Source organism: Halopseudomonas xiamenensis (assembly GCF_014219065.1).
Lineage (GTDB): Bacteria > Pseudomonadota > Gammaproteobacteria > Pseudomonadales > Pseudomonadaceae > Halopseudomonas > Halopseudomonas xiamenensis.
The window spans coordinates 78158-94832 of the sequence record NZ_JACLGO010000013.1; the positions used below are offsets into that span (position 1 = coordinate 78158).

The window sequence follows — 16675 nt, forward strand, 5'->3', positions numbered from 1 at the left end:
GTAAAAGTTAGCGATACTTAAGAATAAGAAGGGAGCTTTCCGCAATGTCAAGGTTGCTCAATAAGGTCGCTGTCATTACTGGCGGGGGAAGGGGAATAGGCAAGGCTATAGTCGAAGCTTTCGTAGCGGAAGGTGCGCGTGTTGTGATAGGGGATATTGATCCTCAGGCCGCAGGACTTGAGTCACGGTTTGGTGCCGAGCGGGTAGTATTCAAGCGTGCCGACGTGACTGTTGAAAGTGATATTGAGGCGTTGATCACCTACGCGGTAGAGCGTTTTGGCCGATTGGACATCATGGTTAACAATGCAGGTGCGCTGGGGGATCAGGCTGCTGTGGTCGATCTGGATTCGCACAGCTTTGCTAGAACCATCGCTCTCTTGCTGGGATCTGTAGCCTTGGGACATAAATATGCTGCCCAGCAGATGATTGCGCAGGGGGGCGGCGGCAGTATCGTATCGCTTTCGAGTATCGCTGGTATCCAGGCCGGTTGGTCGTCCGCATCCTATGATGTGGCAAAGGCTGGGGTGTTGCACTTTGCTCGTTCGGCTTCCTATGAGCTCGCAGCTGAACAGATTCGCTCCAATGTGGTTGCCCCCGGTTTGATTCTGACTCCCATCATAGGTACTGCGTGTAATGTCGCCCCAGAACACTATGAAGCATTCACTGAAAGCTTGCGGAAGCCATATGGTGACTTGATCCCCTTGGGGCGCGCAGGGAAACCGGAAGATATTGCTCAGGCGGTGCTGTTCTTTGCTTCGGAGGAGTCCTCCCATATCACAGGTCAGGCGCTTGCCGTGGATGGTGGGCTGACATCAATGACAGGTTTTGATATCGGCGGTGTCGTTGCGAAGGCAGTAGGGAGCTTCAACGCGCAACTAGATAGGCCCGATGAGGGGAAGATCGGCTGGCTGCCAAACAGGAACAGTTAGGCTTTGTATCTTGGCTGCTTGGCAGGCTGAGACAAAACGTATGCTCCGTTTAGGCTGCAGACAGACACTGCCTGCAGCCTTTTTTTATCGGGGGTGTCGATAGCTTCGTCTACGACGCCATTGGAAATATGAGAAGGGGGAAACATGGCGCAGCGACAGGTATTTGTAGTCAGTGCGGTGCGAACTGCTATTGGTAGTTTTGGCGGTGCCTTGAAAGATCAGCCGCTTTCCAGGTTGGCTACGGTCGCTGTCTCTGGAGCACTTGAACGTGCTGGAGTTTCGGCGGACCGAGTTGGCCATGTGGTGATGGGCAACGTGATTCCCACAGAGCCGAGGGATGCTTATCTGAGTCGGGTGGCAGCGATGGATTCCGGTATTCCGCAAGAGGTACCGGCGTTTAACGTCAATCGACTCTGCGGTTCTGGATTACAGGCGATTATTTCTGCTACGCAATCGATCCTGCTGGGTGATACCGATATTGCCATCGGCGCTGGGGCCGAAAGCATGAGCCGAGGACCATTCCTCCTGCCCCATCTTCGCTGGGGTGCGCGCCTGGGCAATACTGAAGCGGTGGACTATATGAATGGAATTCTCCACGACCCATGGAAGCTCAAACACATGGGGGTCACTGCTGAAAATGTGGCAGCCCGTTATGGAATTGAGCGTGTTGCCCAGGATGAACTGGCGGTTGAAAGTCAGCATCGCGCCGCACGGGCCATTTCCAAAGGCTATTTTGACGAGCAGATTGTTCCTGTGGAAATCAAGGGGCGTAAGGGTGTCAGCCTGTTCAATCGTGATGAGAACGTGCGCCCGGATGTCACGGTAGAGCAGTTGTCGGCGATGAAGCCGATTTTCGTTCGGGAAAATGGCACTGTCACCGCCGGTAATGCCTCCAGCTTGAATGACGGAGCGGCGGCGTTGCTGTTGATGGAAGGTCAAACGGCAGAGAAGCTGGGCATTGATCCGCTGGCGCGCCTGGTTGGTTATGCTCATGCAGGAGTTGACCCGGACTATATGGGGCTTGGCCCGATCCCAGCGGTAAGGCAAGTGCTGCAGAAAACCGGCATCAAGCTGGAACAGATCAATGTGATTGAGGCCAACGAGGCATTCGCTGCGCAGGCATGTGCTGTCATTAGAGAGCTGGGTCTGAATCCGGAGATCGTCAATCCCAATGGGTCAGGGATTTCTCTTGGCCATCCCGTCGGTGCTACGGGAGCCATCATCTCCACCAAAGCCATTCATGAATTGCATCGCACTGGCGGGCGCTACGCCCTGGTCACCATGTGCATCGGTGGTGGCCAGGGTATTGCTGCTATCTATGAGCGACCTTAACGCTAGTTTTGCCACTGGAGAATAGCGATGTCAGGAAGTATCAATAAAGTGGGCGTGGTTGGCGCAGGCACTATGGGCAATGGTATCGCCCAGGTATGTGCAGCAGCAGGGTTGACAGTGGTGATGCTGGATATTGATCAGGTATCGCTGGAGCGAGGCATGACTGTTGTGGCGAGTAGTCTGGATCGGCTGGTGCTGAAAGGAAAGCTCACCCCTGCTGACCGTGAGTCGGCGTTGGAACGTATCTGCATTACCACGGATTATGCTGACTTGGCTGAGGTGGATCTGGTTATTGAGGCGGCCTCTGAGGCAGAGGGTGTGAAGCTGGCAATCATTCAGAGGCTGGATCAGGTCGTTGGCAAGGGCACCATCATTGCCAGTAACACTTCGTCAATCTCGATTACCAAGCTCGCCGCTGCGAGTAAGACGCCAAATCGTGTCATCGGCATGCACTTCTTCAATCCTGTGCCGGTCATGCTGCTGGTTGAGGTGATTCGGGGTTTGCAGACCGATGATACCACCTATGAAGCGGTGAGCCACTTTGTTGAAGTAATCAAAAAAACCGCTATTTCAGTAAAAAACAGTGCCGGTTTTGCTATCAACCGGATTCTGGTGCCGATGATCAACGAAGCGGTATTCGTTCTCCAGGAAGGTATTGCGTCTGCGCAGGATATAGATGATGGCATGCGGCTGGGGTGTAACCATGTGATCGGGCCATTGGCGCTTGCAGATCTTATCGGCCTGGATACTCTGCTGGCTGTCATGGAAGTATTCTACGCCAGTTTCAATGACTCCAAATACCGTCCCGCTCCTCTGCTCAGGGAGATGGTGGAGGCGGGATATCTGGGACGTAAAAGTGGCCAAGGCTTTTATCATTACTAAGATCGCTGCTGGCCGCGAGGAACTCAGCTGATGTAAGCTGGTGCGTTGAGATATGGTCATTCGCTCCCTCTCTTGATGGGAGCGCCTGTACTAGCTAGCATGGTACATTAAAGCGAACATGCTGGTATGGTTTTTGCTCTCTTAATAGGAAAGTGTGGTAAATGGCAAAGTCACCCAAAAATAGCAATATTTCCCAGCGGCGCAAAACAGCCCTGAATGATGGTGGGGCGAAATACAAAGCAAAGAGGGACGAATTGATTCGTGTCGCGGCGGACCTTTTCAAGGAAAAAGGCTATCAGACGACAACACTCAATGATATTGCCAGCCATGCCGGGATGGATCGTGCCAGTGTCTACTATTATGTAGGAAACAAGGAAGAGTTCTTCCGCGATGCGGTAAAAGGCGGCGTAGAGCAGAACGCAGAGAAAGTAGGACTGGTGCTGGCCCGCAAGGATATTAGCACGCAGGATAAGCTGGAGCAGTTGGTCAAGCTGCTAATGAAGTCCTACAGCGACAGTTATCCTTATATGTACCTGTATATACAGGAAGAAATGCACAAGATCGCGGATGCCAAAACCCCTTGGGCACAAGAGATGCTGGACAAAACCAAGGGCTTTGAACGAGCAGTATTGGCGCTGATCAAGGAAGGCATCGAGGAGGGTAGTTTTCGCAACGATATCGCCGCGACGCTAGCAGCCAACACTATCTTCGGTATGCTCAACTGGACGTACCGTTGGTATACACCCAACAGTAAATACAGCGCTGAAGAAGTGGCAGATGCCTTCTGCAAGATTTTCTTTACTGGTCTCCAAAAAGGATAGTGGGCTTCCGTTGGGAGGTTTGGGCATCGAGTTGTCCCAGAATATCAGCAAGTGCTTGAGCGGCGACGGATAACTCATGATCAGCTTTGGTCAGGATGCCTATTGATCGCTCTATCACAGGATTCACCAATGGAATACAGCGGGCACCGAGTTCATGCATCTGCTGGATGCACAGGGCGGGCATTACGCTCACTCCCAGGCCACTACTCACCATGCGTCCCACGGTCGCCAACTGATGGCTCTCCATTGATACGTCCAGTCTTTGCCCTCCAATGCTCAAGCTGTCCTCCAACATGACGCGAACGCTGGACGGCCTTTGCAAAGTGATAAAAGGGTAGGGTAGTAAATCTTCCCAGCTAACCTCTTTGCATTCCGCCAGGGGGGATGTCTCCGGTACTACCGCGACGAAGCGATCCATGTACAAGGGCTTAAAGCTGAGTGACGTGTCGCTGCCAGGTTCGAAGGCAATCCCCAGCTCAACCTGGCGGTTACGAACCATCTCTATTACCTGCTCGTTGATCACATCGTGGACTGTGATTCCGATTGCAGGATAGCGCTCGCGAAAATGCATGAGCATGGGCGGCAAGCGATTGCCGGCAAAGGACGGCATAGCGGCGATGGATACGCGCCCCCGGCGTAAAGTGAAGCGCTGGCGCAGTTCATCTTCGACATTGTCCCAGTCGGCAATCAGGCGGCGGGCCAAGGGTAGCAGAGCCTGGCCTTCCGGGGAGAGGTTGACGGCCCGAGTGGTTCGGCTGAATAGACGTCCCCCTAGTCTATCCTCCAAGGCCTTTATCGACAGGCTCAGGGCAGATTGGGACATGTAGAGTCGTTCTCCGGCCTGAGCAAAGCTCAAGGTTTGTGCTACCGCAACAAAAGCTCGCAATTGTTTAACTGTCATGTCCAGACACAAGCCTTAACTGATTTGTATTTCAAATTAATAGTATCAAAAAACAAATTTAACAAATTAACACTTTTATTCCACACTGGCGTTTACCGATAAAGGGTCCAATAAAAGGTAAATAGCATGTCTGGTTTCGATAAACGTGTGGCTTCTTATGCTGAAGCGCTGGATGGCCTGCAGGACGGCATGACAGTTCTGGCGGGGGGCTTCGGGCTGTGTGGCATTCCGGAGAACCTGATTGCAGAGATCCGCAGAAAGGGCACCACAGACCTGACGGTGGTTTCCAATAACTGCGGAGTAGATGGATTCGGGCTGGGGGTGCTGCTCGAAGAGCGGCAGATCCGCAAGATGATTGCCTCCTATGTCGGCGAGAATGCCCTGTTCGAACGCCAGTTGCTTGATGGTGAGCTGGAGGTCGAGCTGACCCCGCAGGGCACCCTGGCCGAGAAGCTGCGGGCTGGTGGTGCCGGTATCCCTGCGTTCTATACAGCCACCGGATTTGGCACCCCTGTTGCTGAAGGCAAGGAAGCCCGCGAGTTCGCTGGCCGTCATTATGTGCTGGAGCACGCCATTGTTGGTGACTTCGCCATCGTCAAGGGCTGGAAGGCCGACCGCTTTGGCAATGTTATCTACCGTCATACCGCACAGAACTTCAACCCTCTGGCCGCTGCCGCCGGAAGGATCACGGTTGTGGAAGTGGAAGAAATCGTCGAGCCCGGCGAAATTGAGCCCAGCCAGATTCAGACGCCCGGTATCTACGTTGACCGGTTGATCTGCGGCAGTTTCGAGAAGCGTATCGAGAAGCGCACCCTGCGCGATTGATACAGCGCTGCTGACAAAAACAAGAGGACATAGACATGGCACTTACTCGTGAGCAAATGGCGCAACGTGTTGCCCGTGAGCTGCAGGATGGTTTTTACGTGAATCTGGGTATTGGTATTCCTACTCTGGTGGCGAACTATGTGCCGGAAGGCATGGAGGTCATGCTGCAGTCCGAGAACGGTCTACTCGGAATGGGGCAATACCCCACGGAAGACGAGTTGGATGCGGATATGATCAATGCCGGGAAACAGACCGTCACCGCGCGTATTGGCGCCTCGATCTTTGATTCGGCTGCCTCCTTCGCGATGATCAGGGGTGGGCACATTGACCTCACCGTACTCGGCGCCTTCGAAGTGGATGTACATGGCAACATCGCTTCATGGATGGTCCCAGGCAAGCTGGTCAAGGGCATGGGAGGGGCGATGGATCTGGTTGCCGGAGCAGAAAACATCATTGTCACTATGACCCACGCCTCCAAGGACGGTGAGTCCAAGCTACTGGACTGGTGCAGCCTGCCGCTGACAGGGGCCGGATGCATCAAGCGCGTGCTGACTGATCTGGCCTACCTGGAGATCGCAGAGGGTGCCTTCGTCCTGAAGGAACGGGCCCCTGGTGTCAGTGTGGAGGAAATTGTCAGCAAAACGGCAGGTCGCTTGATTGTGCCGGAGTACGTACCGGAGATGCAGTTATGACTAGCAGAGATCGTATGCGGGAGGTGGTCATTGTCGATGCGACACGCACAGCGATCGGTAGCTTCCAGGGGGCGTTGTCCGGTATCCCGGCCCATCGGCTCGGTGAAACGGTCATCCGAAGCCTGTTGACGCGAAATGGTCTGGCCCCCAATGCCGTGGACGAGGTCATCCTTGGACAGGTACTGACCGCAGGGGCTGGTCAGAACCCTGCCCGACAGGCAGCCATCCATGCCGGCTTGCCGGTGACGGTACCTGCGATGACCATCAACAAGGTGTGCGGATCAGGGCTCAAGGCAGTCCACCTGGCAGCGCAGGCGATTGCCTGCGGTGACGCCGATGTAGTGATTGCCGGCGGACAGGAAAATATGAGCCTGGCGCCCTATACGATGCCCAAGGCGCGGACCGGTCTGCGGATGGGGCATGGCAGTCTGTTGGATACCATGATCATCGACGGTCTATGGGATGCGTTCAACGATTACCATATGGGCCAGACGGCAGAGAACCTCGCCAACCGATTTGGTATCAGCCGCGAGGATCAGGATGCCTTGGCAGTGGCATCCCAGGCCAAAGCTATGGCAGCAATTGATGCGGGCAGGTTCAAGGAAGAGATCACACCGATCATATTGCCCCAGCGCAAGGGCGAGGCACTTTGCTTTGAGGTTGACGAGCAACCGCGCAGAGAAACGACCATCGACTCGCTGGCGCGCCTGCGGCCAGCGTTCGACAAGGACGGTAGCGTTACTGCTGGTAATGCCTCCACGCTCAATGATGGCGCTGCAGCCGTTCTGCTGATGAGCGCCGACAAGGCCGAGAAGCTGGGAATGCCCATCCTGGCGCGGATCGTATCCTACGCCAGTTCAGGCGTAGAGCCAGAAATCATGGGTATGGGGCCGGTTACTGCAACCCGGCGTAGCCTGGATAAGGCGGGGTGGACAGTCTCTGACCTGGATCTCATCGAAGCCAACGAGGCTTTCGCAGTGCAGGCACTGGCGGTCAGCCGGGAGCTTTGCTGGGATCACAGCAAGGTGAATGTCAACGGCGGCGCCATTGCCCTGGGGCATCCAATTGGAGCCTCCGGATGTCGCGTGCTGGTATCGCTGCTCCATGAAATGCGGCGCCGGGACGCAAAAAAGGGATTGGCAACCCTGTGTATTGGCGGGGGGCAGGGTGTAGCGTTGTGTGTGGAACGGGAGTGATTCTGGCTGTTTCTGACCTTATTGCAGCTGATGGCGACAGCTATCTCGGACCGTAACGAAACCATCATCAAGCGTCAGATTTTCTGAGCTTCACCTGAACCACCGGGACAGGCATTGAAGTGCCTGTCTCGGCGGCTCAAGGCTGCGGTGCTCAGCTCCCGAACACTGAAAACCTCGCCGCCCGCTTTTCCTTGAACGCGGCAATCCCCTCGGCAGCCTCCGCGCCACCCAGCGCAATCGCCATCAACTGCTTCTCACGTTCCAGTTGCCGCTCGAAGGCCTCACGATCCGGCCCATCCAGCAACTCCAGAATCGCCGCCTGTGACTCCCTCGGTCCCTCGGCCAACTGCTGCCCCAGTTCCAGTGCCACCTGCAACGCCGTACCCGGCGCCACCACCCGATTGACTACCCCGGCAGCAGCAAAGCGCTCCACCGGCAACCGCCCACCCAACAGCGCAACTTCCGCCGCCAATTGGTGCGGCAACGACAGCGCCAGAAACGCCGAACCACCACCATCCGGCACCAGCCCGGCTTTGACATAGGCCATCGAGATATAGCTGCCCTGTGCCGCCACGATCAGATCAGCCGCAAAAGCCAACGAAGCCCCCGCTCCGGCAGCACCGCCCTCAATAGCAGCAATCACCGGCTTGGGACAGAACTTCAGCTTGCGCACCAGGCTGTGCAGGCGCTCGATCAGGTTCGCCCGCTCCTCGACCGGCAACGCCGCGCGGGTCGCCAGTGACTCCAGATCACCGCCAGAACAGAAGAAATTGCCCGCGCCGGTCAGCACGATATTGGCGATCGCCGGATCGGCCAGCGCTTCGTCCAGGTACTGTTCCATCAGCACATACATTGCGGTTTCCAACGCATTGCGCTTGTCCGGGCGGTTGAGGACCAGCACACGGGTGGCGCCATAGGTTTCGGCCAGAACGATGTCGGCGCTGGTTTTCAGGGTCATGGGACTTCCTTGATGCTTGAACCTTTTGGGGGAGGGCACTGGCCCGCAGGTATGTGACGGAATGCAGACAGTGTGTTGCGGGAAGCTGGCTCTGTCCATTGGGTAGAGCCTGTCAGAAGGGACGTGAATGATGGGTCAATTCCAGTTCGAGGAGGCTGGTCGTGACTGGCAGTAATCGGCCAAAAACAGTCGTCTGAATTGTCAGCGTATCGTCCTCGACTGAGTTTCAGCTACGTGCTGCTCAAGTTATGCCATTTGCTTATGGACGAGTATTCAAAAAGGCTGTTTGGCTCGACCATGCCTGGCCGTCCCGCTGCTACGCCGTAATATCAAGCGTCGCGGTGACTCTTATAAGCCTGGGTCCTGGCATTCGCTCGAGGCTGCATATTGCTCGCGACAAAACTTAACAATTCTGCGCGCCACCGTACCCCCACTATGCCGATATAGTGGCAAGGTTCGTCTAGTCGGATAGGGCTTTCAACTGTTCTTAAGGCCAGGCAGACACCGCCAGGAGTGGGTAATAGCAGCGTGCGATTACAGCCCGCATCGACTTATAACAACAAACCTAGAAGGCGTATTGTCCATGAGAACCATCACTGCCAGAGAGGGGGGAGCCCAAGGCCACTTGGCCGGCTACGGCTCCAAGGCGTACCGCAATTATGTGCTCTTCGCGCTGACATTTATTTACATCTTGAATTTCGTCGATCGCGCCCTGCTAGCGGTCGTCGGCCCCGACCTGGTACCGGACCTCGGGATTACAGACACCCAGTTCGGGCTTCTCACCGGCTTCGGTTTCGCCTTGCTCTACACAGCCGTGGGCATCCCGCTGGCGCGCTTTGCCGATGTCGCCAACCGCGTGTGGATCATGACCGTCTGCGTGGCCCTGTGGTCGCTGATGACAGCGCTTTGCGGCCTGGCGATGGAAGTCACCATCGGCTCGGTCACCATAGGCGCGTTCTGGATTCTGCTGATGTGTCGCGTCGGTGTGGGGATTGGTGAGGCTGGCTGTACGCCGCCGGCCAACTCCCTGATCGCGGACTATTTCATCCCGCGTGAACGGTCCCAGGCACTGGGCTTCTACGCCATGGGCGTAACGCTCGGTACCATGTTCGCCAACATCATCGGCGGCTGGGTTACCGACGTATTCGACTGGCGCACCGCCTTCTTCGTCGTCGGTTTGCCGGGCTTGCTGGTCGCCCTTGCTTTCAAACTCACGGTCAAAGAGCCGCCGCGAGGCTACACCGATCCGCCCGAAGCCGTGAAAAAGGAGCGAGCCAGCCTGAGAGAAGCTATCCACGAGCTGATGGGTAAGCCGGCTTTCTGGCTGATGACCGCCGGTGCCACCATTGCCGCGTTCTGCGGTTACGGTATCTCCTCGTTCCAGTCGCTCTTTCTGGTCCGCACCTACGAAATTACCGCCGGCCAGGCTGCAATCTGGATCAACACGCCGGTCGCCCTGTCCGCCGCCGTTGGCACCTTCGCCACCGGTTGGCTGGCGACCAAAATATACAAGAAGCACCCGGGCGCCATCGCCTGGGTACCGGCGGTAGGCCTGGCACTGTCGGTTCCCTTTTATATCGTCGCCTTCACCACCGAAAATCTGCTCTACGCTGCAATCGGCCTGATCATCGGCGGCTTTGTGAAGTACGGCTACCTGGCCGCTCAGTACACGATCGGCCAAGGCGTGGTAAGCATGCGTGTGCGCGCAATGGCCACGGCAGTGATGCTGCTTCTCGTCAACCTGATTGGCTACGGCTTCGGCCCGCTGTTCATTGGCGCAATCTCCGACATCTTCTTCAAGTCCGGTATCGCCGATCTCGGCGTAGCGGCTGGCGAACTGGCACGAAACCAGTGCCACCCCGCCGTGATCGGTCAACTGAACCAGAGTCTGCAGGACGTCTGCGGACAGGTCTACGCACAAAGCCTGCAAACCTCCATGGTCATAATGGCCTGCCTGTACGCTGCCAGCGCTCTGTGCTTCCTGTTGACCTGGACCCGATTGGGCAAGGATATGGTGGACAGAGAGGTGCAAAAACCGGTCACGCCATAAAGGACTACCCAGAGGGCGCATTGCGCCCTCTCTTTTGCGCCTAAAGGAGTCACTAGCGTCATGGAGTGATTGGGGTCCGATGGACCTTAACATTTCTGGTCCTCTCTTCATTCAGCTCATTTCCCTGGCTTGACCGATCGCCGGCTCGGTAGAAGCTATCGTCTGACGTCGATATCGTTCGATGTCATTCAGGTAGTTGGGGGCTGCGGATCAGTCCGCTTTCGGCCAGAAGCGGACGTTCACAATAGAAAATAAATCCGTCCCCTTTTCTTCATGTACCGAAAAGGCTGCCCAGCTCGGGTAGGCCACCAAACAGAGGAGGCCCAACAATAGCCCAGCACAACATAAGGAAGGCGAAGGCCATTCACGAACGACGCCAAGCCCAGCGGGGTAGTTTCTCCTATCCTTCCGCTGTCGCAGTGCGCGAAGCGGTGACACGTTCAAACTCGGCAATTTCTGCAACCACATAAGCAAGGTGATGGTTCGTGTCAATAGCAATCCACTGACCAGCGTTGCCTTTGAATTTCTTATTACTGCATCGAAGTATCTCGCTATCGCCCCAGCTAAATTCAGCGCCAAGGTAATGACCAGAGTTTATGATCTTCTGCGCGAGCTCCCACATCTGTTCACCCTTTGGGGGCTTGCTAATAGACTGGCCACGCGCAACGAAATATTCCTTATCGATTGTATGTCGAATCTTTCCGTTTGTATGTTTACTTGGTACGCCTTCGTTAGTACTTGGGCCACGAACACCATAATCACCGAAGTAAATCGGAAACTGGGAGAACCGCTGGCGAGCGCTTCTCCATAACAACATTTCCTTTCGCAAAACCACGCCACAAGTATTTGGCTTTTTCACCGCTTCGTTTATTGTCTTGGGCAACGAGCATCCAGCAATAGAGTACGACATGAACCCATACCCTGAAACCAGATTGAATAGCGACTCAAATTTACCAAGTAGATCAATCGCGCCATAGGGGGTTACATCTTCAAAGTCCAAAATCACATGACAGTTCGCGGGATCGAGTTCGAGGAACGATAAGACCTCGTCCAGGTTCTCTTGAAAAAAGTCGGGCTCTGCAGCATCTTCAAAGGCTGTGTGATCGAGCCGAATGCAAAATTTACCTTTGTGAGTTCGTGCGATACTCTGTAATGCCATTTGGTACTCCAGTACGCCCCAGCGATCATAACCGACTACCGGAACCGCCTGAACCCCCATAAATTTCAGGGCCTGATAAGTATATGGGATGACGTGCTCACCATGTTCGTTCGTTGTTGTTGGGCTCCAATGATAAGCATCGAACATCGCATATTTCCCCGCCCACAAACGCCCAATTTCCTCGCTTGCATCGTCGATAAACTCAATGATTGGCGTCGAGCTTTCCCGATACTTCTTTCTGTCTGGGACTTTGGGTAACTCGAACATGGGAATTATATGTGTCGCGCTAACGGGCTTGGTATTTTCCAGGGCAGTAAACTCCGCCGTCAGTGCTTTGAGTATCGGGAAATATGTGGTGTTCATAAACTAAGCCTCACAATCCTCGGTGGAGGGAAACAACATGCGTACTTGATTCTGTCCCACCAAGTCGGAGAACAGGCCATAATTTCCCGATTCCCTTCGGAATCTGCCAGCGATAATTGCTGGAGAAATCTTAAGTTCTTTGGCGAATTTTTCAATTGATTCTTTGCTTGGCGATATGTACGCCTCGCTTCTACGCCACTGAGCCCGAGGGATAAAGGCTTCACGTGCTAGCCGGTTTGCCTCAGCCTCACGTCGATCTTCAGACGACGCATCGAGATCATCAAGAAAGGCATCCCCGTCTGTCACATGCTTCCATATATGTGCGACTTCATGAATGAGGGTATACCAAAAATTGTCTAGCCGGTCATACCGTAATGTGAGGCCAATAATCGGAGTCCCGTCAACATCCTTTAACGCTGCTCCGTCCAGCAATGTGCCTTTTAGGGCTGGCTCGATAACAACAACAATACCTGATTTTTCTAACTGCTCAATTGCGAGCAAAGGCCCTGCATCAAAACGGCTAAGCTGTGCCAGTTCTTTCAAGTAACTTGCGGAGAGTACATTTGCATCGTATTCAACCAGACGGTCTTTCTTGTAACGCGCTTTCTGAATAACTCGGGCCAACCAAGCATAGAGCGCATACCTTGAAGTTGGTGTTTCTGCTTCCCCATAAAAAGTTTTTCGGAAAGACGCCGCACCAAACTGCAGGCCGGCATCGGATATGAATCCTTTAACCAGATTTTCAATGCTATCCTTTGCTGCTTTGCCAACATTTTCGATCCAACCCCGGCGGGCCATTTCCTTGATAGGGAACTTCGACCAGTCTACATTCCTCTTAGCCGCAGGTGAGTCAGGAAGTGAGGCACCTACTAGGGTATCCGCAGAAATGCCAAGCCCAATAGTCAATGCCCGGATCATTTGGACGGTTAGAGGGCGCTTACGATTAAGCACTTCAGATACACGGCTACTTGTTCCGAAATAGGGTACAAGGTCAGCTTGCTTCAAGCCCTTTTCATTCATACGAAACAGGATTGCGTCGATAGGGTCCGGGCTCTCTACCGGGTACTTTGAGTTCTCATACGTTTCCAAGAGTACCGTAAGCAGTTCCAGCCGCTCGCTCTTTTTCGAGTTCAGTTCTGGACCTTCGGAAATTAGAGATTGGACCTCATCAAGGTATGCGGCATACTGCTCCTCTGTGCGAATTACCTTAGCTTCCATCATAATTTCTGTATTCACTGTAAGTCCGTGATAACGGCAATGCCTTGTTGGAATGCAATTTGCAGAAAAACCTCTTTGGTACAGTTACTGATAGGAAAAATGAAGTGGCCCTGGTCGGACCGTCGCACGCTCGGGAATTGGTGACTCACATCTGCGGCCTGTTTCCAGTTCGCGGTTGTTAGCTCTGTGACCCATGCGCATACCCAAGTACGCACCGTTTCATCGGCACGCAAGAGGTCTTGTAATTTGTCTCTTCCTAACAGTCGCATGGCTTCTTTTCCCAATTTGGGAATATTATGCATCAGGTCGAGCAGCGTCGCAAGGTCCCAATATGGGAAATTCATAAATTGGTGTGATTTTTGTACTTTGGGAGGCATAAAATGAAAAAAGGCTGAATCACACCGGGTTTCGTAGACGACTCCAAGCTTAAGGAACAGCCATTTTTCTCAGTCCACTTCTGGCCGCTAGCAGCCGTCTAACCTCGCGCATACCTCCAGAAACACCAAAGCCCCGCATCACGGGGCCTCGGTTATAGGGTAAACCACCTCAATGACTAATCATCCAAGGCCTCGCCGAAGGAAACATCTTCTCCCCGTTAGCCGTCCAGAACAGCTTGGACTTACCCAGTTTCTGATGCGCGCAACCGCAGCCCTTGCCGTGCTTGTGCTCGTGCCGGGCCTGTTCTTCGGCGCGGTAGTCGGGCGTGGACAGGATCGGGCTGTGCATGGCCTTTTCGTTTCTGTCCCGGGCCTTGCGCTCGCTGTCGTCTACCTTGAACAGGTGGCTTGGCAGCATGATCACCTTGGCTGACATTACGCCGCACTGCGGGCAGGGCTGTGGTTTGTCGAACTCGTCCATGGTCGCCAGGGCATGGAACAGGCCATGGTCCTGGCATTTGTAGTCGTACAAGGGCATGTGCGGTTACTCCTTGTCTTTCGACAGCGGTACGTCCATTCCCCCGGTAACCTTCTTCTCGGGTCCGTTGGCGTTGGGGTTGATGTCGAAGTCGAAGATGTCGGTTGGCAGCCACAGGGTGGCGCAGGCGTTGGGCACGTCGACCACGCCGCTGATATGTCCTTCCACCGGTGCGCAGCCGAGCAGTGCGTAGCCCTGGGCCGGGGTGTAGCCGAACTTGGTCAGGTATTCGATGGCGTTGAGGCAGGCCTGGCGGTAGGCGATGTGCACGTCCAGATAGTGCTGCTTGCCTTGCTCGTCGACCGAGATGCCTTCGAAGATCACGTAGTCGTCGTAACGCGGTTTGATCGGGCTGGGCTTGAAGATCGGGTTCTTGATGCCGTACTTGGCCATGCCGTCCTTGATCAGGTTGACCCGCAGGTGAATCCAGCCGGCCATTTCGATGGCGCCGCAGAAGGTGATTTCACCGTCGCCCTGGCTGAAGTGCAGGTCGCCGACCGACAGGCCGCCGCCTTTGACGTAAACCGGGAAGTAGACCTTGGAGCCGCGGGACAGATCCTTGATGTCGCAATTGCCGCCATGCTCGCGTGGCGGTACGGTGCGGGCGCCTTCGGCGGCGGCCTTGGCCCTTTCTTCGCCGGCCAGGCGACCCATGTGCGCGGTGTCGGCGTAGGGCAGGTTGGCGAGGCCGGGTACACGTTCGGGATCGGTTTCGAACAGTTCCTTTTCCCGTTTGTTCCACTCTTCGAGCATTTCCCTGGAGGGCAGGCAGCCGATCAGGCCGGGGTGGATCAGGCCGGGGAATTCGACGTTGGGTACATGGCGGGATTTGGTGAACATGCCGTTGAAGTCCCAGATGGATTTTTGCGCATCCGGGAAGTGTTCTGTGAGGAAGCCGCCGCCATTGGTCTTGGCGAAGAAGCCGTTGAAGCCCCACTGGCTTTCGGCGAAGGTGCCGATGTCGAGGATGTCCACTTCCAGCAGGTCGCCGGGTTCGCAGCCTTCGACGCCGATCGGGCCGGAGAGGAAATGCACCTGGGTCAGGTCCACGTCGCGCACGTCGTCGGCGCTGTCGTTGTTGGCGATCTGGCCGCCGGTCCAGTCGTAGCATTCGAGAATGAAGTCATCGCCGGGCTTGACCGTGGCCACCAGGGGGATGTCCGGGTGCCAGCGGTTGTGGACCATGTCGTTTTCGTAGGGGGGCTTGCTCAGGTCGATCTTGATAATGGTGTCAGCCATTGTCACAACTCCTCGGGACAGATGGGTTCAGGGTTGAAATCCACGTGGTCACTATCGGGCAAGGGCAGGGTGGCGACCATTCGTGAAATGACACCCCCGCCTACGTCATTTGACGTAGGCATCATCAAGCGCCTGGACCTGGATGCCGCCGGCCACCTGCTCGGCGCTGAAACGCCGGGCTTCGGGTTCGTCCAGCAGGGCGCAGGCCAGGGCCGGGGCCAGCTCATGGCGTACCCGGCGCGCCAGGTCGCGGGCGCCGAAGCGCGGGTCGTAGTCACGGCACAGCCAGCGGCGGGCTTCGGCGGTGATTTCGAGGCTGGCCTGGTGCGGCTCGAGGCGCCGATGCAGTTTCATTAGTTCGAGTTCCAGCAACACATCGGTCTGGTCCGCCGGCAACTGCTGGTAGTGCAGGATATGGTCGATGCGATTGATGAATTCCGGGTCGAAACGCTGGTGCAGGGCCTGCTCCAGTATCTGCTGTTCGCGGCCGCTGTGCGGTTGCAGCAGGCGCCGCCAGCCGTGGCGGAAACGCCCGTGGTAACGGGCCAGTTCGGCGGCGCCGAGGTTGCTGGTGAGGAAGATCAGGCTATTGCGGAAGTCGATCTGGCGGTTGCCCGCCGGCAGGGTCAGCAGGCCGGCATCCAGTACGTTGAGCAGGCTGCGGATGACCTCCGGGCTGGCCTTTTCCAGTTCGTCGAACAGCACGATGCCGGGCTTGCTGTAGCTGCCGCGGATCTTGTCGGCATCGAACAGGGTGTGGCCTTCCTTGCTGCCGACGTAGCCCGGCGGCGCGCCGGTCAGGGCCGAGGCGTAGTGTTCCTGGCTGAGGGTGTTCATGTCGATCCGGCACAGGGTATCGGCACTGCCATGGATGGCCTCGGCCAGCGCCCTGACGGTTTCGGTCTTGCCGGTGCCGGTGGGGCCCATCAGCAGGCAGACGCCGAGTGGGCGGTGTTCCGGGCTGATGTCGGCGCGTACTACCTGCAACAGGCCGGCGATGGATTGCAGGGCGTCGTCCTGGCCGATGATGCGGGCGCTCAGGCGTGTCATGACCTGGGTTGGGTCGAAGGTGAAGCGGGTCTGGCGCAGGCCGGTGGTGAGTGGGCGCTGGGCCAGCAGTTCGCGGTTGGCGGTGATGCGTTCATTGGCGAAGGGCATGGGCTTGTCCTTGTCTGTGGTAGCGAATGGATTGCCG

At 55.9% G+C, this 16675-nt stretch carries 15 protein-coding genes; 8 read left to right on the top strand and 7 right to left on the bottom strand.

The annotated features are described in order from the left end of the window. Nucleotides 1–44: 44 nt before the first annotated feature. The 4 genes from H6X51_RS10750 (at nucleotide 45) to H6X51_RS10765 (ending at nucleotide 3964) form a co-directional block, all read left to right on the top strand. Nucleotides 45–929 carry an SDR family NAD(P)-dependent oxidoreductase gene (locus tag H6X51_RS10750; RefSeq protein ID WP_185267526.1) on the top strand — a complete coding sequence of 295 codons (885 nt, stop codon included), beginning with the start codon at nucleotides 45–47 and terminating at the stop codon, nucleotides 927–929. Nucleotides 930–1073: 144 nt separating this feature from the next. Continuing rightward, nucleotides 1074–2261, top strand: coding sequence for an acetyl-CoA C-acyltransferase family protein (locus H6X51_RS10755; RefSeq protein WP_185267527.1), 1188 nt, complete (start codon nucleotides 1074–1076; stop codon nucleotides 2259–2261). Nucleotides 2262–2288: 27 nt separating this feature from the next. Beyond that, nucleotides 2289–3143, top strand: a complete 855-nt coding sequence (locus H6X51_RS10760; protein WP_185267528.1) for a 3-hydroxybutyryl-CoA dehydrogenase — start codon at nucleotides 2289–2291, stop codon at nucleotides 3141–3143. Nucleotides 3144–3304: 161 nt separating this feature from the next. After that, nucleotides 3305–3964, top strand: coding sequence for a TetR/AcrR family transcriptional regulator (locus H6X51_RS10765; RefSeq protein ID WP_185267529.1), 660 nt, complete (start codon nucleotides 3305–3307; stop codon nucleotides 3962–3964). Here H6X51_RS10765 and H6X51_RS10770 read toward each other — a convergent pair. Next, entirely contained in the window at nucleotides 3942–4865 is a 924-nt protein-coding gene (locus tag H6X51_RS10770) for a LysR family transcriptional regulator (protein ID WP_185267530.1), read from the bottom strand. The genes H6X51_RS10765 and H6X51_RS10770 overlap by 23 nt on opposite strands. Before the next feature lie 126 nt (nucleotides 4866–4991). On the opposite strand from H6X51_RS10770, the gene H6X51_RS10775 reads away from it, so the two are divergent. Genes H6X51_RS10775 through H6X51_RS10785 form a run of 3 tightly spaced genes read left to right on the top strand, consistent with a single transcriptional unit; the run spans nucleotide 4992 to nucleotide 7578 of the window. Further along, entirely contained in the window at nucleotides 4992–5690 is a 699-nt protein-coding gene (locus H6X51_RS10775) for a CoA transferase subunit A (protein ID WP_185267531.1), read from the top strand. A gap of 35 nt (nucleotides 5691–5725) precedes the next feature. After that, a complete protein-coding gene (locus H6X51_RS10780) occupies nucleotides 5726–6382 on the top strand; it encodes a CoA transferase subunit B (protein WP_185267532.1) in 657 nt (218 codons plus the stop codon). Nucleotides 6383–6396: 14 nt separating this feature from the next. Then, nucleotides 6397–7578, top strand: a complete 1182-nt coding sequence (locus tag H6X51_RS10785; protein WP_185267552.1) for an acetyl-CoA C-acetyltransferase — start codon at nucleotides 6397–6399, stop codon at nucleotides 7576–7578. A 151-nt stretch (nucleotides 7579–7729) separates the two neighbouring features. Here H6X51_RS10785 and H6X51_RS10790 read toward each other — a convergent pair whose 3' ends face one another. Further along, entirely contained in the window at nucleotides 7730–8536 is an 807-nt protein-coding gene (locus H6X51_RS10790; protein WP_185267533.1) for an enoyl-CoA hydratase-related protein, read from the bottom strand. Between the two features lie 583 nt (nucleotides 8537–9119). Here H6X51_RS10790 and H6X51_RS10795 point away from each other — a divergent pair. Beyond that, on the top strand, nucleotides 9120–10586 hold the full coding sequence (locus tag H6X51_RS10795) for a spinster family MFS transporter (protein ID WP_185267534.1): 1467 nt from the start codon (nucleotides 9120–9122) through the stop codon (nucleotides 10584–10586). Between the two features lie 400 nt (nucleotides 10587–10986). Here the strand turns inward: H6X51_RS10795 and H6X51_RS10800 are convergent, their stop codons facing one another. The 5 genes from H6X51_RS10800 to H6X51_RS10825 form a co-directional block, all read right to left on the bottom strand. Then, nucleotides 10987–12108, bottom strand: coding sequence for a beta family protein (locus H6X51_RS10800; protein WP_185267535.1), 1122 nt, complete (start codon nucleotides 12106–12108; stop codon nucleotides 10987–10989). 3 nt (nucleotides 12109–12111) lie between these two features. After that, a complete protein-coding gene (locus H6X51_RS10805) occupies nucleotides 12112–13344 on the bottom strand; it encodes an ImmA/IrrE family metallo-endopeptidase (RefSeq protein ID WP_328795661.1) in 1233 nt (410 codons plus the stop codon). A gap of 528 nt (nucleotides 13345–13872) precedes the next feature. Further along, on the bottom strand, nucleotides 13873–14241 hold the full coding sequence (locus H6X51_RS10815; protein WP_185267536.1) for an FmdB family zinc ribbon protein: 369 nt from the start codon (nucleotides 14239–14241) through the stop codon (nucleotides 13873–13875). A 6-nt stretch (nucleotides 14242–14247) separates the two neighbouring features. Next, nucleotides 14248–15480 (bottom strand): formamidase, encoded by a 1233-nt coding sequence (fmdA, locus tag H6X51_RS10820; RefSeq protein ID WP_185267537.1) that lies wholly within the window; start codon nucleotides 15478–15480, stop codon nucleotides 14248–14250. Between the two features lie 105 nt (nucleotides 15481–15585). Continuing rightward, nucleotides 15586–16638, bottom strand: coding sequence for an AAA family ATPase (locus H6X51_RS10825; RefSeq protein ID WP_185267538.1), 1053 nt, complete (start codon nucleotides 16636–16638; stop codon nucleotides 15586–15588). Nucleotides 16639–16675 lie beyond the last annotated feature (37 nt).